This window comes from Streptomyces sp. ACA25, assembly GCF_028200735.1.
In the GTDB taxonomy this organism is placed as follows: Bacteria; Actinomycetota; Actinomycetes; order Streptomycetales; family Streptomycetaceae; genus Streptomyces.
On sequence record NZ_JAQKPV010000009.1, the window covers coordinates 1 to 18,668 of the forward strand.

General features: G+C 72.6%; 19 protein-coding genes and 1 riboswitch. Of the genes, 3 read left to right on the forward strand and 16 right to left on the reverse strand.

The genetic code is table 11. The annotated features are described in order from the left end of the window. Nucleotides 1–8: 8 nt before the first annotated feature. The 5 genes from fxsA to PJ985_RS14985 all read right to left on the reverse strand — a co-directional run bounded on the left by fxsA (nucleotide 9) and on the right by PJ985_RS14985 (nucleotide 5,679). Nucleotides 9–602, reverse strand: a complete 594-nt coding sequence (fxsA, locus tag PJ985_RS14965; protein ID WP_271684253.1) for an FxsA family membrane protein — start codon at nucleotides 600–602, stop codon at nucleotides 9–11. A 3-nt stretch (nucleotides 603–605) separates the two neighbouring features. Next, a complete protein-coding gene (locus PJ985_RS14970; protein WP_271684254.1) occupies nucleotides 606–1,373 on the reverse strand; it encodes a polyprenol monophosphomannose synthase in 768 nt (255 codons plus the stop codon). Then, on the reverse strand, nucleotides 1,370–3,061 hold the full coding sequence (lnt, locus tag PJ985_RS14975) for an apolipoprotein N-acyltransferase (RefSeq protein ID WP_271684255.1): 1,692 nt from the start codon (nucleotides 3,059–3,061) through the stop codon (nucleotides 1,370–1,372). The genes PJ985_RS14970 and lnt overlap by 4 nt, the downstream gene beginning before the upstream one ends. 496 nt (nucleotides 3,062–3,557) lie before the next feature. Continuing rightward, nucleotides 3,558–5,195, reverse strand: a complete 1,638-nt coding sequence (locus PJ985_RS14980) for an amidohydrolase (RefSeq protein WP_271684256.1) — start codon at nucleotides 5,193–5,195, stop codon at nucleotides 3,558–3,560. Between the two features lie 43 nt (nucleotides 5,196–5,238). Further along, entirely contained in the window at nucleotides 5,239–5,679 is a 441-nt protein-coding gene (locus PJ985_RS14985; RefSeq protein ID WP_271684257.1) for an Lrp/AsnC family transcriptional regulator, read from the reverse strand. Between the two features lie 256 nt (nucleotides 5,680–5,935). Here PJ985_RS14985 and PJ985_RS14990 point away from each other — a divergent pair, with 256 nt between their 5' ends. Beyond that, nucleotides 5,936–6,376, forward strand: a complete 441-nt coding sequence (locus PJ985_RS14990) for a hypothetical protein (protein ID WP_271684258.1) — start codon at nucleotides 5,936–5,938, stop codon at nucleotides 6,374–6,376. A gap of 81 nt (nucleotides 6,377–6,457) precedes the next feature. Here PJ985_RS14990 and PJ985_RS14995 read toward each other — a convergent pair whose 3' ends face one another. Continuing rightward, nucleotides 6,458–7,633: an acyl-CoA dehydrogenase family protein gene (locus tag PJ985_RS14995; RefSeq protein ID WP_271684259.1), complete on the reverse strand. Its 1,176-nt coding sequence runs from the start codon at nucleotides 7,631–7,633 to the stop codon at nucleotides 6,458–6,460. A gap of 431 nt (nucleotides 7,634–8,064) precedes the next feature. Here PJ985_RS14995 and PJ985_RS15000 point away from each other — a divergent pair, with 431 nt between their 5' ends. Both PJ985_RS15000 and PJ985_RS15005 read left to right on the forward strand, forming a co-directional pair. Beyond that, nucleotides 8,065–8,700: a uridine kinase family protein gene (locus tag PJ985_RS15000; protein WP_271684260.1), complete on the forward strand. Its 636-nt coding sequence runs from the start codon at nucleotides 8,065–8,067 to the stop codon at nucleotides 8,698–8,700. Further along, on the forward strand, nucleotides 8,697–10,547 hold the full coding sequence (locus PJ985_RS15005; RefSeq protein ID WP_271684261.1) for an AAA family ATPase: 1,851 nt from the start codon (nucleotides 8,697–8,699) through the stop codon (nucleotides 10,545–10,547). The genes PJ985_RS15000 and PJ985_RS15005 overlap by 4 nt, the downstream gene beginning before the upstream one ends. Before the next feature lie 2 nt (nucleotides 10,548–10,549). On the opposite strand, the gene PJ985_RS15010 is transcribed toward PJ985_RS15005, so the two are convergent. The 10 genes from PJ985_RS15010 to PJ985_RS15055 all read right to left on the reverse strand — a co-directional run bounded on the left by PJ985_RS15010 (nucleotide 10,550) and on the right by PJ985_RS15055 (nucleotide 18,638). Continuing rightward, entirely contained in the window at nucleotides 10,550–11,041 is a 492-nt protein-coding gene (locus tag PJ985_RS15010; RefSeq protein ID WP_271684262.1) for a PH domain-containing protein, read from the reverse strand. Between the two features lie 19 nt (nucleotides 11,042–11,060). Next, nucleotides 11,061–11,909, reverse strand: a complete 849-nt coding sequence (hisG, locus tag PJ985_RS15015) for an ATP phosphoribosyltransferase (protein WP_271684263.1) — start codon at nucleotides 11,907–11,909, stop codon at nucleotides 11,061–11,063. Nucleotides 11,910–11,997: 88 nt separating this feature from the next. Beyond that, nucleotides 11,998–12,270, reverse strand: a complete 273-nt coding sequence (locus PJ985_RS15020; RefSeq protein ID WP_271684264.1) for a phosphoribosyl-ATP diphosphatase — start codon at nucleotides 12,268–12,270, stop codon at nucleotides 11,998–12,000. 40 nt (nucleotides 12,271–12,310) lie between these two features. Continuing rightward, on the reverse strand, nucleotides 12,311–12,796 hold the full coding sequence (gene ribH / locus PJ985_RS15025; protein WP_271684265.1) for a 6,7-dimethyl-8-ribityllumazine synthase: 486 nt from the start codon (nucleotides 12,794–12,796) through the stop codon (nucleotides 12,311–12,313). Nucleotides 12,797–12,860: 64 nt separating this feature from the next. Further along, nucleotides 12,861–14,150, reverse strand: a complete 1,290-nt coding sequence (locus tag PJ985_RS15030; protein WP_271684500.1) for a bifunctional 3,4-dihydroxy-2-butanone-4-phosphate synthase/GTP cyclohydrolase II — start codon at nucleotides 14,148–14,150, stop codon at nucleotides 12,861–12,863. Nucleotides 14,151–14,152: 2 nt separating this feature from the next. Beyond that, nucleotides 14,153–14,809: a nicotinamide mononucleotide transporter family protein gene (locus tag PJ985_RS15035; RefSeq protein WP_271684266.1), complete on the reverse strand. Its 657-nt coding sequence runs from the start codon at nucleotides 14,807–14,809 to the stop codon at nucleotides 14,153–14,155. Then, complete coding sequence (locus tag PJ985_RS15040) at nucleotides 14,806–15,432, reverse strand: riboflavin synthase (RefSeq protein WP_271684267.1); 627 nt, start codon at nucleotides 15,430–15,432, stop codon at nucleotides 14,806–14,808. Before PJ985_RS15040 ends, PJ985_RS15035 begins: the two co-directional genes overlap by 4 nt. Continuing rightward, complete coding sequence (ribD, locus tag PJ985_RS15045) at nucleotides 15,433–16,503, reverse strand: bifunctional diaminohydroxyphosphoribosylaminopyrimidine deaminase/5-amino-6-(5-phosphoribosylamino)uracil reductase RibD (protein ID WP_271684501.1); 1,071 nt, start codon at nucleotides 16,501–16,503, stop codon at nucleotides 15,433–15,435. Nucleotides 16,504–16,685: 182 nt separating this feature from the next. Next, nucleotides 16,686–16,816, reverse strand: a riboswitch (FMN riboswitch). Between the two features lie 166 nt (nucleotides 16,817–16,982). Next, entirely contained in the window at nucleotides 16,983–17,306 is a 324-nt protein-coding gene (locus PJ985_RS15050) for a Type 1 glutamine amidotransferase-like domain-containing protein (RefSeq protein ID WP_271684268.1), read from the reverse strand. Nucleotides 17,307–17,438: 132 nt separating this feature from the next. Further along, nucleotides 17,439–18,638, reverse strand: coding sequence for an ROK family transcriptional regulator (locus tag PJ985_RS15055; protein ID WP_271684269.1), 1,200 nt, complete (start codon nucleotides 18,636–18,638; stop codon nucleotides 17,439–17,441). Nucleotides 18,639–18,668 lie beyond the last annotated feature (30 nt).

Here is an 18,668-nt window from a genome sequence, read left to right on the forward strand (position 1 = left end):
TGCTCACCTCAGGGCCGCAGTTTCTCCTCCGGAGCGTCCGGTCCGCCCTCTTCCTCCTCCCGGATCACTTCACCCGGCACGACCTTGCCGTCGGGGCGGTGGATACGCACCTGCTCCTGAGCCACCCGCGCTTCCTGGTACGCGGTGCCGAGCGGCCCGGACCCCGAGGACAGCAGACGTCCGGTGGCGCGCCGCAGCAGAGCGGCGGTCGGCGGGAAGAGGCACGCCAGGCCGACGACGTCGGAGAGCGGCCCCGGGATCATCAGCAGCAGGCCGCCGAGCATCGCCAGTGCGTTGCCCCCGCCCTTGCTCCGCTCCATGACGCTGCCGTCCGGGGCCTGCATGGTCTCCGCCAGCCGCCGCCAGGCCCGGCGCCCGGCCCGCTTGATGGCGGCGGCACCGAGCACGAACCCGGCCAGCAAAACGAGGAAGACGGTGAGTCCACCGGCCGCGTCACCCAGTACGGTGAGCAGCCAGATCTCCAGCAGCGCCCACCCTGCGATGGTCAGCGGCAGCAGAACGGGACGCCGTCTCCTGGACGGGGGTGTGCCCCCGCCGGGAGAGCGCCGGGGATCGAAAGGTTGCGGAGTGCCGGTCGTCATGGGTCAAGTGTGCCTGCGTCCGGCCGCATTTCTGAAGCGGGCCACCACTCCCCAGGCCGTGACCCGCCAGAGCGCCTCGATCACGATGGCACGGTTCATCTTGCTGTCGCCGTGTTCGCGTTCGACAAAGGTGATGGGAACCTCCACCACGCGGTGTCCGGCCCGGACGGCCCGGTGCGCGACATCGACCTGGAAGCAGTACCCCTGGGAGGCGACATCGGCCAGCAGCCGCTCGTCCAGCACCTCGCTGCGGAACGCCCGGAACCCGCCGGTGACATCCCGGACGGGAAGCCCGAGGAGCAGCCGGGAGTAGATGCTGCCACCGCGGGAGAGCGCCTCGCGGTACCAGGGCCAGTGGACCACCCGTCCGCCGGGAACCCAGCGGGAACCGAGCACGACGTCCGCCGCGCGCAGGGCGGTGAGCAGGCGGGGCAGCTCCTCGGGCTGGTGGGAACCGTCACCGTCCATCTCCACCAGCACCCGGTAGCCACGTTCCAGGCCCCAGCGGAAGCCGGCGAGGTAGGCCGCGCCGAGCCCTTCCTTGCCGGGCCGGTGCAGCACCCGCACCCGGTCGTCACGGGCGGCGATCTCGTCCGCGACCTTGCCGGTGCCGTCGGGGCTGTTGTCATCCGCGATCAGCACGTCGGCGTCGGGAACGCAGGCGCGCAGGCGCCGCACCAGCGGACCCAGGTTTCCGGCCTCGTTGTAGGTCGGGATGATCACCAGGACCGGGCCCGCGGCGCCGGGCCCGGTCCGGCGGCCGTCCGTCACGCCGCCGCCTCCGCCCCGCTCCTGCCCCGGCGGCCCCGGAGGCCGGCCACGGCCCAGGCGAACAGGCCCACGGCTGCGAAACCCCACTCCGGTCCGGCGCCCACCCGGTCCGCCACGGTCCGGCCGTCGCGCAGCGGCAGGTCGGCGGTGAGCACGTCCTGGGTGAACTCCTCGGTGCGCTGCTGGACCGTGCCGTCGGGAGCCACCACGGCACTGATGCCGCTGGGAGCCGCGGTGACGACCGCCCTGCCGTGCTCGACGGCCCGGAGCTCGGACATGGCCAGTTGCTGCTCCGGCTGGCCGGTGTGCCCGTAGGTGGCGTTGTTGGTCTGGATGACCAGGGCACGCGCACCGGCGTTGACGGTGTCCCGGACGATCCCGTCATAGGCCACCTCGAAGCAGATGACGTCCCCGAGCCGGGCCGGGCCGACATCGAGTACTCCGGGCCCTTCTCCGGGGTAGAAGTCCCGGCTCACGCGGTTCAGCCTGCTGATGAAGGGGCTGAGCTGGTCCCGGAACGGGACATATTCGCCGAAGGGCACCGGATGCTGCTTCGTGTAGGAGGCTCCGGGGCCGGTCCGGGGATCCCAGACGATGCCCTGGTTCTCCACGAACCCCTCCTCGGAGGGATGGTCGACAAGCGCACCGACGAGGATGGGCACCCCCACGGCACGTGCGGCACGGTCGATCGCGGCGCCGGCCTCCCGGTGCCGGTACGGGTCGAGGTCGGAGGCGTTCTCCGGCCAGATGACGAGGTCCGGTTGCTCGGTCCGGCCCTCCCGCACGTCCTCGGCGAGGTCCAGGGTGGCTTCGACGTGATTGTTGAGGATCAGCATCGGCCGGCCGAGGAAGTCCATGCCCGGCTGCTGGACGTTGCCCTGCACCACCGCGATCCGCACCGTGTCGGCCGCAGCGGTGGGAACCGGTACCGCGTATCCGGCCAGCGCCACGGCCGCGGCCAGACCGGTGGCAGCCAGAGCCGGCAGCGGACCGGCGGGCCGGGGCGCGCGCTGCGCGCGGTACCGGTGCGCCGCGAACGCTGCCCAGCCGAGCAGGGCTCCCGTCAGCGCGACGGCGAAGGTGACCAACGGCGCCCCTCCAAGGGCGGCCAGCGGGGTGAACGGCGACGAGGTGTTGGCGAAGGCGAGGCGGCCCCAGGGAAAGCCGCCCAGCGGCACGCGGCCGCGGGCCCACTCCTCGGCGACCCACAGGCAGGCCGCCCACAGCGGCCACGCCGGAAGTCGGGAGGTCGCGGCGAGGCCTGCGCCGAGCGGCACGAAGAAGAGCGCCTGGAGAAGGGAGAGCCCGATCACGGCGTCCCAGCCGATCACGTGCAGCCACTTGAGCAGGCCGAGGAAGAAGGGGAAACCGAGAGCGAAGCCCAGCCAGGCGCCCTGCCGGGCGGACCGGCCATGAGTGAGCAGGGAGAGGGCGGCGACGGCCAGGAGCGAGAGCGGCCATACCCCGTACGGGGGGAAGGACACCACGAGGGCGACGCCGCTCAGGGCGGCAAGGGCAGTTCTGGGGCCGTGGAGGCGAACCCCCGCCGTGACACGGCGGGCACCGGTCTCGGGCGGCCCCGCTGCGGCTTCCGCGCGGGCGGTTCCGCGCGGCTCACCGTTCGTCTGCGTGCGTCCGCCGCTCCCCTCGGTCTCGGGATCGGTGGCGGTGTCGGGGGCCGATGGCACGGTCGCGGCCTTCCTGCAGCAAGAGCGGTGACGAGGTCGACCGTACCCCGGATGGGGCTGGAAGAGATCCGGGGTGTCCTGCAGGCGCAGCCGCGGCTGCGGGTCGGGGCCCGGTGCCCTTCGGGCCGACCTGGGACCCGCTGGCTGCGGGTCGACCGAGAGCCGTTGTCTACTGAGCATCCGGGCCCCACCCGGGTCGCACCAGCCGGCCCGACGAGACCCTCCGCCCCCGTGCCGCGGGTGCTGGACCTGGTTCCCGGGGGCGGAGTGCCGCTCCGGCACCCGCCCTGCGATCCAGCAGCGTTCGACGACTGCGCGGAGGAGCGCCGGCCGGACGTCCTCTTGGTGGACTCGGCCGAACCTACCGCTGGAGGACCGCTGCCTGTCAATACGTGGCTGACCTGGGGGCTTTGGTCAAAACAGCAGGTCAGTGCCGGGGCACCGGCGCGACCCGGCTGCCCGGAGGGTCCTCCGGCGGCACGCGGGAGCCGGTGGATCACCCGTTCAGGCGATCATGCACTGTCCGGCCCGCCACGACGGTGCGCAGGCATTCGGGCAGCTCGGTGCCCGGGCTGAGGTCCGGGAGCCCCGGCGTGGCCGACCGCGGATCCGTGGACCAGCGGGCGACCCGGTTGTCGGGGGCCTGCACCACGAGGGCATCCGTCCGCCAGACGGCGTAGTCGGCCGGAGCTCCCGGGACCAGGACACCCGCGTCATCACGGCCCAGGGCGCGCCAGCCGCCCCGGGTGTGGGCCGCGAAGGCGGCCCGGACGGAGATACGGTGCCCGGCCGTGCGGTGGAACGCGGCAGCCCGCAGGGTGCCCCACGGGTCCAGTGGGGTCACGGGCGCGTCGGACCCGAAGGCGAGCGGGACGCCCGCGCGCAGCAGCGCCGCGTACGGGTTCAGCGTACGGGCCCGCTCCGGACCCAGACGCTGCGCGTACATTCCTTCCTCGCCGCCCCATGCGGCGTCGAAGGCGGGCTGCACGGAAGCGGTGAGGGCGAACTCGGCGAAGGCTGCGACGGTGTCGGCGGTGAGCATCTCGGCGTGCTCGACCCGGTGCCGCATGGCTCGGATCCGTTCGCTGCCCAGGCGGTCGGCGGCGGTGCGCACGCCCTCGGTGACGGCGGTCAGGGCGGCGTCGCCGATGGCGTGGAAGCCCGCCTGGATGCCGGCCGTGGTGCAGGCCGAGACGTGTGCGGCGACCGCCGCGGCGTCCAGGTGCGCGGTTCCGGTGTGCGCGGCGTCCGCGTAGGGGGCGTGCAGGTGCGCGGTGTGGGACCCCAGAGACCCGTCGGCGAAGAGGTCGCCGGCCGCACCGACCGCACCGAGTTCGCGGATGCGACCGGCCTGCCGAGCGTCGGTGAGAAGCTCCGCCCAGTAGCCGAAGACCCGGGGGCCGGGCTCCTCGGCGGCAAGACCGAGCAGTTCGGTGAAGTCGTTCTCCCCGGAGATGTCGGGGCCGGCGCACTCGTGCACCGCTCCGATGCCGAGCTCGGCGGCGCGGCGGAGTGCCGCGCGCTGGGCGGCCCGCCGCTGAGCCGCGGTCACCGTCGCCTGCGCGGCCCGGCGCACCGCGTGGTGAGCGGCGTCGGTGAGCGGGCCGTCGGGGTGGTAGCCGCGCATACCGCCGGCCTCCGGGATCCGGTTGAGGAGGCTCGTGGTGACGAGAGCGGAATGGACATCGACACGGGTGAGATACAGGGGGCGCCCACCGGCCGCTTCGTCCAGCTCGCTGCGGCCCGGAGGCCGCTGCCCGGGCCAGGTGGTGGCATCCCAGCCGTGACCGAGCAGCACCTCGTCGTGGGGGTGGTCCGCGGCATGCGCGCGGATCCGGGCGAGGGCGTCGCCCGGGCCGGCTGCCCCGGTCAGGTCCAGCCCGGTGAGGGCCAGCCCGGTTGCGGTCGTGTGCACATGCGCGTCCGTGAACGCGGGGGTGACGAGTGCTCCGTCGAGGTCGACCACCTCGTCCGCCGTCGCGGCGAAGGTGTCCGCGCCGCCCTCGGAGCCGATCCAGGCGAGGTGTTCTCCCTGGACAGCCATCGCTGTGGCGAAGGGATCGGCAGGGCTGTGGATCTCCCCGCCACGCAGGAGGACGGTGCGGCCTGGGGCGGAAGCGGTGCTGTCGGTCATGACTGCCAGTCTCCCGCCCGGCGTCCGGGCGGGGTGCGCGGGGTCAGATCCGCGGGGGGCGCGCTTCGTAGGGGGTGGAGAGGACGACGGTGGTGCGGGTGGAGACCCCGGCCAGGGTGCGGATGCGCGCGAGCAGGTGCTCGAGTTCGGTGGGTGTACCGACTCGCACCTTGAGGATGTAGTTCTCGTCTCCCGCGACACTGTGGCAGGCCTCGATCTCGGGGACATCCGCGAGACGGTCGGCGATGTCGTCGGGGGCACTGGGATCGAAAGGCTTCACCGAGATGAAGGCGGTGAGCGGCAGCCCCACGGACTCGGGGTCGACGAGCGCCGCGTACCCCCGGACGACCCCGCGCTGCTCCAGGCGACGCACCCGTTGGTGCACCGCCGAGGTGGACAGGCCGGTGGCCTTGCCCAGGTCGGTGTAGCTCATCCGCCCGTCCCTGACGAGCAGCTCCACAATGCGCCGGTCGAGTTCCTCCACGGCGCAACAACCTACCGGAGGGAGCCCGCCGGGGGGACCGGGGCGGCGCTGGTCCGCGGGTCCCGCACTGCGGAAAGGGCTGCCGTGCCGCGCTGCTCCGGCGTCCGACGGCAGCACGGGGTCAGGGCGTCACCCACTGGTGTGACGAACACCACAACGACCCCGACGGGTCGGCGACCCTGCCGCGATTACCTGCCGGTCACGGCGGGAAGTGCTTGCTGTGGCCGAGGCCACAGCGCCGTTCAAGGGGGATGTCATGCGCACCGCGAAGCCGCTCCACCGCACCTTCCGCACCGACGACTTCGACACCGATGACTTCGGGGAAGGGGCCGGCCGGTCCGACGCGGCGGAGGAGTTTTCCGAGTGGGCGGAGCCGCCGCTCAGCTTCGCAGTCCGGGTGATCTGCCCGGACTGTGCCCAGTCCATTCCTCTCGAACAGCCCGATGCGGCGCTGCCGGAGCACGCCTGGTGTCCCACCCGGTGGAACCCCTTCGGGCTGACTGTCTGCCGGGGTTCGGGCCGCGCGGTGCCGGTGAGCAGCGCCGGGGCCTTCGCTCCAGGGGACTCCCCCGGCGACGAGCAGCCGCTGCTGGTGGCGCTGCCGGAGAGCCTGGACTGGCGACTGCAGCCGTTCTCCCACGTGGGCGGGGAAGGATCCCGCCCCGTCCGAGCCGTCCGGATGGAACAAGCAGCCTGACCCCCGCTCCCCGCCTGACGCCGTCCGCCGGGCGGGGCTTCACCGCAGCGGCGCGGTGCGCCGCCGCTCACGGCAGGAGTCTCAGCCGGCGGGGGGTCCGGCGAGGTGCCTCGCGATGACCATGCGCTGGATCTGGTTGGTGCCTTCCACTATTTGCAGCATCTTCGCCTCCCGCAGGTAACGCTCGGCGGGGAAGTCCGCTGTGTAGCCGTACCCACCGAGCAGCTGGACGGCGTCCCCGGTGACCCGCATCGCCGTGTCGGTGCAGAACAGCTTCGCCATGGCCGCCTGGGCGGAGAACGGCTCCCCGGCATCCCGCAGCCGGGCCGCAGCGAGACAGAGAGCACGGCCGGCCTCGATCTGGGTGGCCATGTCGGCGAGCATGAAACGCACCCCCTGGAAGTCGGCCACCGGGCGGCCGAACTGCTTCCGTGCCGAGGTGAACGCCAGGGCCTCCTCCAGCGCGGCCTGCGCCACGCCGATGGCACAGGCCGCGATGCCGAGCCGGCCGGAGTCCAGCGCGGCCAGTGCGATGGTGAAGCCCTGCCCTTCTTCGCCGATACGCCGGGCGTCCGGTACGCGCACCCCGTCGAAATGCAGTTGCGCGGTGGGAGAGCCCGTGACGCCCATCTTGCGCTCGGGCGGCGCTGCGGACAGGCCGGGTGCGTCCCCCGGCACGAGGAAGGCCGTGATCCCCCGTGGTCCGGGTTCCCCGGTCCTTGCCAGGACGGTGCAGAAATCGGCGATGCCACCGTGGGTGATCCAGGCCTTGGTGCCGTCGATCACCCACTCGTCGCCGTCGCGCACCGCGCGGGTGCGCAGGGCTGCCGCGTCGGAACCTGCGGCCGGCTCCGACAGGCAGTAGGCACCGAGCTTCCCGCCACCGAGCATGGCCGGCAGGTGTTCGGTGCGCTGTTCCTTGGTGCCGAAGGCGGCCACGGCATGGCAGGCGAGCGTGTGCACACTGACCCCCAGGCCCACGGTCAGCCGTGCGGCCGCCAGCTCCTCGAGTACCTGGAGGTAAACCTCGTAGGGCTGGTCGCCCCCGCCGAACTCCTCGGCGTACGGCAGGGCCAGCAGACCCATGGAGGAGAGCCGGCCGAAGGTCTCCCGGGGGAACCGGCCGGCCTCCTCCTCAGCCGCCGCGACAGGCTGGATCTCCCGCCGGGAGAGTTCCCGGACGAGGGTCATGAGGTCACGGGCTTCCTCGGTGGGCAGTCTGCGCGGTACCGGCTTCGGACCGGGGGCGAGCGTCATGTCGCAGTTCCTCCCTGTCGGGCGCTGCGGCAGGACCGCCAAGGGTGTGGCGACGCTGCCGGGGGCGCCGGCCACGGGCCCGCCCGTCGGGTCACGACGGCCGGTGACCTGCGGTCCGGCGGTTCGGAGTATGCCTGATCGGGCGGTCGGCGTACACGGCCGCCAATGATCACCATGATGCCTCTTCCTGCACTCCCGGCGCACCCCCGTCGAGCCGTGAGGCGCCGGCGGACCCGGCGCCGGGCACCGCGCGTGGTCCGGTGCTCTCCCCGGGTGTCGCATCACCCTGCGGAGCGGCCGGACCCTTCCGCGGGCCGGGCGCCGGCGAAGCGGGCGGGTGGTGGGAAACGCGAGCACGGCGGCCGGTGAAGGGCGGCGCCGACTCGGCCGACACTGTCCGGGCATATGGGCATACCCGTACGCTGCGGAGGATGAACTCCTCCAGCGGCCCCGCACCGGCCGTGACGGCGTCCCGTCTCCGGGCGCTGCCGCCCTCTGTGGGGCCGGTGCGCCTGGTGGGAATCGACGGACACGCCGGCTCCGGGAAAAGCACGCTCGCCGCCCGGCTGGCTGCCGAGCTGGGTGCCGCCCCGGTCATACCTCTCGACAGCATCGCTTCGCACGACGCACTGTTCGCCTGGACGGACCGGCTCACCGCACAGGTACTCGAACCGTTCGCCCGGGGTGAGGCGGCACACCCCGGGGTATACGACTGGGAGCGGCGTGCTTTCACGCGCACGGCTGTTGTCCCGCCCGCACCCGTGGTTCTCCTGGAAGGGGTCGGAGCGGGCCGGCGCGCGGTGCGCCCTCACCTGTCCCTCCTCCTGTGGGTGGACGTGTCCGAAGCCGAGGCCTGGAGCCGGGGACGGCGCCGGGACGGTCCCCGCCTGGCGGCCTTCTGGCGGAACTGGCAGCGCGCGGAGCGGCGGCATTTCGCCGACGACCCGTCAAGACCCTGGGCCGATATCCTGCTTGCACCCTGGAGCGGGGGCTACCATGCCAGCTGGCATGGGCCTCCGGGCGCTGGGGGCGGGCTGCGGAGGAACCCGTTGTGGGGGACGTCATGAGTTCTGGCACGCCGGACATGCACAGTCGGCGGACAGCCGCCGATCTCGCGTGGCTTCGGGGGGTGGAGGCCTACACAGCGGCCGCCTACTCCGAAGCGGAGGACGCCTTCCGGTCCGCGGTGCGGGAGGACCCGGCGATGGCCGACGCCTGGCTCGGGCTGCACGCGCTGCGCTCCGACGTCACCACCGCCCTGGTGCGCATGTACGAGCACCGGGACCGGTTCGGCGAGCAGCGGACGCACTACCGGCGTCCGCTGAGTTCCTGGTACTGGCTCGGGTGGTGGGTCCAGCCGGTTCTGGAGACCCCGCGCGATCTGCTGCTGGCTCACGCTTCCCAATTGCTCGACGGCCGGCGCATGCCGGAACTCGACCTGGCCCTGGCCCAGTGCCCGCCCTTGGAGTCCGACACCGGGACTCGCTTCCTGCATGCCTGCCGGTGCTACCTGACCAAGGACTGGGAAGGCCTGTTCCGGCACACGTCGTCGCTGCTCGACGACCCTCAACTGTGCGTCGAGGCGGGACTGTTCGCCGGCATGGCGCGGGTCCGGATGGAGATGTTCGACCAGGCGGAGCCGCTGCTGGCCGCCGCGCTGATGCGGTGCCGCAGCGAGCAGCCGCAGCGCAAGGAGCTGCGGTACTGGCTGGCCAGGGCCCGGGAGGGCAGTGGCCGCGGCGCCGCGGCCATTCCGCTGTACCGGGCGGTGCAGAAGTCCGATCCCGACTTCATGGACACTGCGGACCGGGTGGCCGCCCTGGCCGACGGCGACGGCGGTGACGGCCTGCCGGAGACGGTCGCACCGTTCGTCCCTCCGTCAGCGGGTGGTCCGCCGGAGGGGTCCGGGACGCGAATGGCGGCGCCGCTCGGCAGGGAGGCAGCACCTGGGAGCGCCCCGGGCTCCCAGGCCGGCCACACCACCCGGCCAGGAGCCCCGGCCGGCGGCCTGCCTCCGGTTCCCGACCCCCGGCTGCTCGACCGGGCTCTCGGCGAACTGGAGCGGATGGTCGGGCTCGAACCGGTCAAGGAACAGGTGCGGGCGGTGTCGGCCCAGCTGCGGATGGCCCGGTTCCGGTCCGGCCAGGGCCTCCCCGTGCAGCCGCCGAAGCGGCATTACGTGTTCACCGGCCCCTCGGGCACCGGCAAGACGACCGTGGCCCGGATCCTGGGCCGGGTGTTCCACGCGCTGGGAGTGCTCAGCAGTGACCGCCTGGTGGAAGCGCAGCGGGGCGACCTGGTGGGTGAGTTCCTGGGCCAGACCGCGGTGAAGGCGAATCGGCTGATCGATTCGGCCCTCGGCGGAGTGCTGTTCATCGACGAGGCGTACGGGCTGGTCCACTCCGGGTACGGCACCGGTGACGCCTACGGTGACGAGGCGCTTCAGGTACTGCTCAAACGGGCCGAGGACTGCCGGGAGCATCTGGTGGTGATTCTGGCGGGCTACCCGGAGGGCATGGAACGTCTGCTCGCCACCAACCCCGGCCTCGGGTCACGGTTCTCCTCCCGCGTGGACTTCCCCAGCTACCGGCCGGACGAGCTGACGGCGATCGGAGAGCTGCTGGCCGGGGAGAACGGGGATGTATGGGATGCGGAAGCGCTTGAGGAGCTGCGGAGCATCAGCGAGCACGTGGTCGCCGAGGGGTGGGTCGACGACCTGGGCAACGGGCGTTTCCTGCGGACCCTGTACGAGGCGAGCTGCTCGTTCCGGGACGTGCGGCTGGCCCGGCTCTCCGCGCCGCCGGACCGGCGGGACCTCTCGACCCTGCGGCTGCCGGATCTGATGCAGGCGTACGGCGAGGTCCTGTCGGGCCGGGGGAACAGCGGTGCGGCGGGCGGGCTGCCGCCGGCCTGACGTCAGCGGTCGGTGGGTCCGGTGCCGTAGCGCTGCACGAGGGAGCGCAGGGTACGGGCATCACGAAGGGCCCGTTGGCGTTCCAGCCCCGGCTGGATGCCCATGACGGGCATCGGGGTGCCGTCGTCCAGGTCCAGGGACACCCAGGAGTCGCCGGTGCGCAGGTTGACCCGGACGATCTGCGCCCACTCCAGGTGACGCTTGGTGGTCAGGTTGACCACGGTCAGCCCGTCCGGTCCGGCGACCGCGTGCGGCCTGCTCAGCAATGCCAGCAGAGCCCACACGAGCAACGCGCTGAGGACGATCGCTGCCCGCTCGACCGGCCCCCAGGGCACGGCCCCCCCGGCCGGCAGCAGCACGGCGATGAGCGTCAGCACGGCGAAGGTGACGGCGCCGCCCGCCTGGAGGACCAGGCGGGTACGGGTGGGCCGGAAGGTCACCGGGAAGTCGGTAAACCCGGTGGAGGTCTGAGCGGAGTGCTCGGAGGAGGTCACGGAGAGGGTCCTTACCGGTTCACAGGCGGCAGGCGTGGATGCCCGTGGTGAGGATGGCCCGGGCACCGAGGTCGTACAGGTCGTCCATGATGCGCTGGGCATGCTGGGTGGGGACCATGGACCGCACGGCGACCCACCCCTTGTCGTGCAGCGGGGACACCGTGGGTGATTCGAGTCCCGGCGTCAGGGCGACGGCCTTCTCCACGAGTCCGGCCCGGATGTCGTAGTCCATCATCACGTACCGGCGGGCGACCAGCACGCCCTGCATACGGCGCAGGAACTGCTGCGTCCTCACGCCCTCGGTGCCCTCACCGGTGCGGCGGATCACCACGGCCTCGGAGGCGAGGATCGGTTCACCGATGATCTCGAGTCCGGCGTTGCGGAGCGTGGTGCCGGTCTCCACCACGTCGGCGATCACACTCGCGACCCCGAGCTGGATCGCGGTCTCGACGGCGCCGTCAAGGTGCACGACGGACGCCTTCACTCCGTGGTCGGCGAGGTGACGGGTCACCACGCCGGAGAAGGAGGTGGCGATCGTCAGGCCCTCGAACTCGGTGACGTCGGTGACGCCGCCCGGCCGGGCGGCATAGCGGAGGGTCGACCCGGCGAAGCCGAGCTCCAGGATCTCCTCCGCCTCGGCGCCGGAGTCCTGAAGCAGGTCACGTCCTGTGATGCCGATGTCCAGCTTCCCGGAACCGACGTACACAGCGATGTCGCGGGGCCGGAGGAAGAAGAACTCGACCTGGTTGTCGGAATCGACGAGGACGAGCTCCCGGTTGTCCTTGCGCTGACGGTAGCCCGCCTCCCGGAGCATCGCCGACGCAGGCTCGGACAGGGAACCCTTGTTGGGGACGGCGATGCGCAGCATGGGGCGAGGTTCCTTCGTGTCGGCTTCGGCGCGGTGGGACGGAGGGCGGGCGCCGGCGGTGGCGGGGGCGGGGGTCACGGCGTCGGGCTCAGAGGTGAGCGTATACGTCGTCGAGGGAGATCCCGCGGGCGACCATCATCACCTGCAGGTGATACAGCAGCTGCGAGATCTCCTCGGCGGTCCGGTCGGTGTCCTCGTACTCGGCCGCCATCCAGACCTCGGCGGCTTCCTCAACGACTTTCTTGCCGATCGTGTGGACGCCGGAGGCGACCAGTTCGGCGGTGCGGGAGGTGCTGGGGTCGCCGGTGGCGGCCTTGTGCCGGAGCTCGGTGAAGAGCTCCTCAAATGTCTTCTGGGCCATGGTGGTCCCAGCCTACGGGGTGCCGGGCCCGCGGCCGGCGTCAGCGCCAGGGTTCGGACACCGTTCGGAGGATCGCCGCGGTGGCGACCGCCGCGGTGACCGCTTCGTGGCCCTTGTCCTCACGTGATCCCGGCAGGCCGGCCCGGTCCAGGGCCTGCTCCTCGGTGTCGCAGGTCAGCACGCCGAAGCCGACGGGAACACCCGTGTCGACACTGACCTGGGTGAGGCCGTGGGTGACACCCTGGCAGACGTACTCGAAGTGCGGGGTTCCGCCACGGATGACGACGCCCAGCGCCACCACGGCATCGTATCCGCGGCCCGCCAGCACCTTGGTGACCACGGGCAGCTCGAAGCTGCCGGGGACGCGCAGCAGCGTGGGCTCGTCGATGCCGAGGTCGCGCAGGGCGCGCAGGGCACCGGTGACGAGGCCGTCCATCACGGTGTCGTGCCATTGCGCGGCCACGACCGCGACGCGCAGGTCCTGGCAGTTCTTCACGGTCAGTTCGGGGGCGCCCTTGCCGCTCAACGTCTCTCCTCGTCCGAAGTGCTGGTGTGATGGTGCGGTGGTCGTCGTGACGGCCGGCTGGCCGTCACTGGTTGATGCAGGCGGAGACCGGTGCGGCGTCCAGACCGGGCAGGTCGTGCCCCATCCGGTCGCGTTTGGTGCGGAGGTAACGCAGGTTGTGCTCGCCGGCGTGCACGGGCATCGGCTCCCGGACGGACACCCGCACCCCGTTCCGGACGAGGGCGGCGGTCTTCTCCGGGTTGTTCGTCATGAGCCGCACGGAGCCGACTCCGAGGTCGGTCAGTATCTGGGCGGCGGCGGCGTAGTCGCGGGCGTCGGCGGGGAGGCCGAGTTCGAGGTTGGCGTCGAGGGTGTCCCGGCCCCGCTCCTGCAGCTCGTAGGCGCGGAGCTTGGACATCAGCCCGATGCCACGGCCCTCGTGTCCCCGGAGGTAGACGACGACGCCACGGCCCTCGGCCCGCACCCGTTCCAGGGAGGCCCGCAGCTGGGGACCACAGTCGCAGCGCTGGGAGCCGAAGATGTCCCCGGTCAGGCACTCGGAGTGCACCCGGGTGAGGACGTCGGTGCCGTCCCCGAGGTCTCCGGTGACCAGGGCGATGTGCTCCACACCGTCGGCGGTCGATCGGTATCCGTGGGCGCGGAAGTCGCCGTGCACGGTGGGCAGGAAGGTGCCCGCCTCGCGGCGGACAGCCGGCTCGGCGGCTTTGCGGTAGCGGATCAGGTCCTCGATGGAGATGATCGCCAGACCGTGCTTGCGGGCGAACGGCACCAGCTCCGGCAGACGCAGCATGACGCCGTCCTCACCGGCGATCTCCACGATGGCGGCGGCCGGGCGGAGTCCGGCGAGCCTGGCCAGATCGACACCCGCCTCGGTGTGGCCGTCACGGACCAGTACCCCGCCGGGGCGAGCCCGCAGCGGGAAGACGTGCCCGGGACGGGCGAAGTCGGCGGACACGGCGGCCGGGTCGGCGAGCAGCCGGATGGTGGCGGCCCGGTCCGCGGCGGAGATGCCGCTGCTCACACCGTGGGCTGCGGTGGCGTCGACGGAGACGGTGAAGGCGGTGCCCATCGACTCGGTGTTGTCGCCGACCATCTGCGGCAGATCCAGCCGGTCGAGGGCGGTGGGTTCCATCGGCACGCAGATCAGCCCGCGGCACTCGGACATCATGAAAGCGACGGTCTCGGGGGTGACGTGCTCGGCCGCGATGACGAGGTCGCCTTCGTTCTCCCGGTTCTCGTCGTCGACGACCACCACGGGGCGGCCCGCGGCAATGTCCCGGACCGCGTGGGCCACCGGGTCGAGGGCGAGGTCCTCGCACTCTGTCTGCGGGGCGAGGTGCCGGCTGGAGGTCATGGTCATGGTGCTGCTCCTTCCAGGAGGGGCTGCGCCTGCGCCCGGCGCGAGCGCAGCCACCAGTCGCGCAGGCCCCAGAGGACGAGAACGAGGTAGACGAGGTAGACGAAGCCGGAGAACGCCAGACCGCTGCTGAAGGCGAGCGGGACACCGACGAGGTCGACCAGCAGCCAGGCGAACCAGAACTCCACGAGGCCACGGGCCTGGGCCACCATGGCGACGAGTGTGCCGACGAAGATGTAGGCGTCCGGCCAGGGGTTCCAGGACAGCTCCGGAACCGCGGTGAACAGGCCTCCGACGGCGAGGGTGCCCAGGACGGCGCCGGCGGCCAGCAGGCCGCGTTCCCGCCGGGTGGCGAAGCGGACGGCGACCCTGCCGTCGTCGGACGCCTTCCGTCCGTGCTGCCATTGCCGCCAGCCCCACACCGCGACGGTGATGACCAGCAGCTGCTTGCCGACTCCGCCGCCGAGCTGGGCCGAGGCGTAGGCCGCGACGAGGACGAGACCGGAGGCGATCTGGACCGGCCAGGTCCAGACGGACCGGCGCCAGCCGAGGGCGAGGGCGGTCAGCCCGAGGAGGTTGCCGATCATGTCGGACCAGATGACGCGCTGGCCGAAGACCTCGAAGGCCGTGCCGTTGAGCGAGTCCAGCAGGCTCACCGGACCGCCTCCGACTGCCCGGGAGCGGTGGCGTCCCGCCGCTCGAGGAGCCGCTCGACATACTTGGCCAGGACGTCGACCTCGAGGTTGACCGGATCTCCCGGCTGCTTGGTCCCCAGGGTGGTCAGGTTCAGGGTGGTGGGGATCAGGCTGACGGTGAAGGAGTCGGCGGCGGCTTCCACAACGGTGAGGCTGACGCCGTCCACGGTGACCGAGCCCTTCTCGACGAGGTAGCGCGAGAGTGCGGCGGGCAGCCCGATCCGGATGATCTCCCAGTGTTCACCGGGAGTGCGCGCGAGCACGTGACCGGTGCCGTCGACGTGCCCCTGGACGAGGTGCCCGCCGAGCCGGCCCCCCAGGGCCAGGGGTCGTTCGAGGTTGACCCGGGAGCCGCGAGTCAGTGAGCCGAGAACGGAACGGTGCAGGGTCTCGGCCATGACGTCGGCGGTGAACTCACCGCCGACCGTCTCCACCACGGTCAGACACACCCCGTTGACGGCGATCGAGTCACCGTGGCGGGCGTCCTGGGTGACCAGGGGGCCGCGGACCCGGAAGCGGGCGGAGTCACCCCGCTCCTCGACTGCGATGACCTCGCCCAGCTCTTCGACGATTCCGGTGAACACTCAGAACTCCTCGGTGGTGGTGACGGCAACGGCGGTGACGCGCACGTCGGGCCCCATGCGGACGACCTCGGTGACCTGGAGCCGCAGGGCCCGCGCCAGGCTGGTGATCCCGGCGTCCCCCAGGACCTGCGGGCCGGCGCCGAGCAGAGCGGGCGCCAGGTAGCCGGTGACCTGGTCGAGGAGACCTGCCGCAGCGAAGGCGCCCGCGAGGGTGGGGCCGCCCTCCAGCAGGACGGAGCGGACATCACGCCGGTACAGCTCGGCGAGCAGGGCGGTCAGGGAGAGGCCGGTGCCCTGGTCACCGGGCGGCAGCCGCACGACGTCGGTGTCCGGCAGGTGCCGGGTGTCCGCGCCCTCGGCCACGGCGATCAGGGTGGGTGCGACGGCGTCGAGCACCCGGGCGGTGGGCGGCACCGTCGCCCGGGTGTCGGCGACCACGCGCAGCGGCTGGGCTGCGCCCTCGACGCCGCGGACGGCGAGGTGGGGGTCATCGGTGCGGAGGGTGCCGGACCCGACGAGCACGGCGTCGGACTCGGCACGCAGCCGGTGGACGTCGGCGCGGGACTCGGGGGAGGTGATCCAGCGGCTGCTGCCGTCGGCGGCGGCCACGCGGCCGTCCAGGGTCGCGGCGTACTTCCAGTGCACGTGCGGGCGGCCACGGCGGACCGCGGTGAGCCACGCGGTATTGACGGCTTCGGCCTCGGGGGCCATGAACCCGCCTTCGACGTCCAGTCCGGCGGCGGCCAGAGTGTCCGCGCCACCACGGGCCGCCGGATGCGGGTCCGCGACCGCGTAGACCACACGGGAGAGCCCGGCCTCGATCAGCGCGCCGGTGCAGGGGCCGGTGCGTCCGGTGTGGTCGCAGGGCTCGAGAGTGACGACGGCGGTCCCGCCGCGGGCGTCGTCCCCGGCCTCGGCGAGCGCGTGGATCTCCGCGTGCGCTCCGCCGGCCCGCTTGTGCCAGCCCTCGCCCACGGCACGACCGGAGGCGTCCAGGATGACGCAGCCCACCACGGGGTTGGGGCTGGTGAGCCCGCGTCCACGGGCGGCCAGGACAAGGGCGCGGCGCATCGCCGCGTGCTCGGTGTCATGCACTGCCGCGGGGCCCACCGGATGCTCCTGCCTTCTCGGGCAAGGGACTCCGGGGCGCGGAACATGGACGGAGCCGGGACGGCGCCGACGAGCAGCCCGCACGGGCACACCTCGGCACAACCGGCGAACCGCTCAGCGCGGTCACCTGTCGTCCTGCTCCGCCGCGCACTGCCTCCCATCCGGACTTTCACCGTCGGTCCAGGAGTTTCACCTGGTCAACCGGCCGCTGGCTGCGGACGGGTCGCGGACTGTAACCGCCGGTTCGGATTTTCACCGACCCCGGAGTGCGCTTGCGTCATTGATTCCTCCCCTCAGTCTGCCACGTCCGGCTGCCCCCCACGCGGACAGCTTCTGTGCGGTGGCTCACAGATACCGGGCAGTCGCACATCACGGCGACGGCAGGTGCGGGATGCGGACTCGGTGGCCGGGCGGACGCGGATCCCGGCAGGGGCGGTCGGTCAGGGTGAGGAGATCAGGCCCGACGGTGCGTTCTCGACGAGGAGCGCCTGGTCGTCGTCGAGGAAGGTGAGCGGGTAGTCGGTTCCGTAGGTCTGCCTGACCTGGGCGATGAGCTCGGGCGGGTAGGGCGGCAGTGCACCGTCGGCGTGCGGAATGATGACCGTGTCGACGAGACCGAGACCGAGTCCGGTGCGGTCGGTGAGGTCCGGCGCCTCGGCGGGGTCGTCCATGGGGGAGACGGGTTCGATGCTGGGGCCGGTGACGATCGATCCCGCGCTCGCGCCGATGTAGGGCAGACCCGCTCGGACTCTCTCGACGACCATGGCATGTGGCGATCATGCGACCGGGGTCCGATACCCCACGATCACCGAACCCCGAGTCGGCGACGCAGGCGGGCATCAACCTCGGTCCGCACCGTCACCGGCGTCGTCCGCGGGGCTGCCTGACCCGGCTGTTCACGGACGCTGCGCGGCGTCCGCGGTGAACAACTCCGTGCGGGCGGCGTCGAGCGCCGTCACCAGGGCGCCGCTGAGCACCGGGCTGCCCTCGACCGTGGCGGGCCGCACCTCGGTGCGCAGGGGGGACAGCGCGCCCAGCCGGCCTTCGACCGCGGCCGCCAGGACCGTTCCACCGGCGCGTCCGACCTCGCCGCCGAGAACCAGGCATCCGGGGTCGAGCACCGAGGTGACCGCGGCACCGGCCACCGCGATCCGGCCGGCGAGGGTCTGCAGGAATTCCCGGTGCCGGCCGGTTGCCCCGGCACCGGTTGCCGCGCGGACCAGTTCCTCGGCGGTCGCGGGCACCGCGAGACCGTGCTCGCGGGCCAGTGCGCGGATCGCCGTGTCCCCCGCCAGGGCGTGGAAACCTCCGTCACAGCCGGTGGCCGAGGGCAGGCCGCCGGTGCCCGGCACGGGCAGGAAGCCGATCTCCCCGGTTCCTCCGGAAGCACCACGCCGCAGCACCCCGTCCAGCACGACGGCGGCACCGACGCCGTGTCCCAGCCACAGCAGGACGAAAGCGTCCCGGTCACGGGCCGCCCCGAGCCGGTGCTCGGCGATTCCGGCGAGATTCACCTCGTTCTCCAGCAGCACGCGGCCGCCCGGCCGGCCGCGCAGGGCGTCGACCAGCTCGCCGTGCCAGGCGGGCAGGGCGCTGACCCGGCGGAGCGCCCCGGTGGCCGGGTCGACGAGGCCGGGGACACCCATGACCACGGTGTGCAGGGCGGTGACGCCGGAGTCCTGGAGCACGCGGTCCAGGGTGCCGACGGCCGCCGTCACCACCCCGGAGCCGTCCGGGCCGGGGTCCGCGGTGACCGGCAGCGCCGCCCGCGCCACGGTCCGCCCGGTCAGGTCCGCGAGCGCGACCGTGACACTGCGCGTGCGCACGTCCAGCGCGGCGACATGGGCACGGTCCGCGAGAAGGTCGTAGAGCCGGGCGTTCGGACCGCGGCGGTCGGCACCGGACTCCCCCACGACGGTTACCAGACCGCTTCGGACGAGGCGTTCGAGCAGATCGGCGACGCTCGGGCGGGAGAGGCCGGTCGCCTCTTTGAGCTGGGCGGCCGTCAACGGGCCCCGCTCCGCCAGTAGCTCCAGGGCGATGCGGTCGTTGATGGCGCGTGCCGTGCTGGGGGTGGCGGTGCGCGCAGTGGTCATGGCCGGGATCCTCGCAGATTCCGTATTACT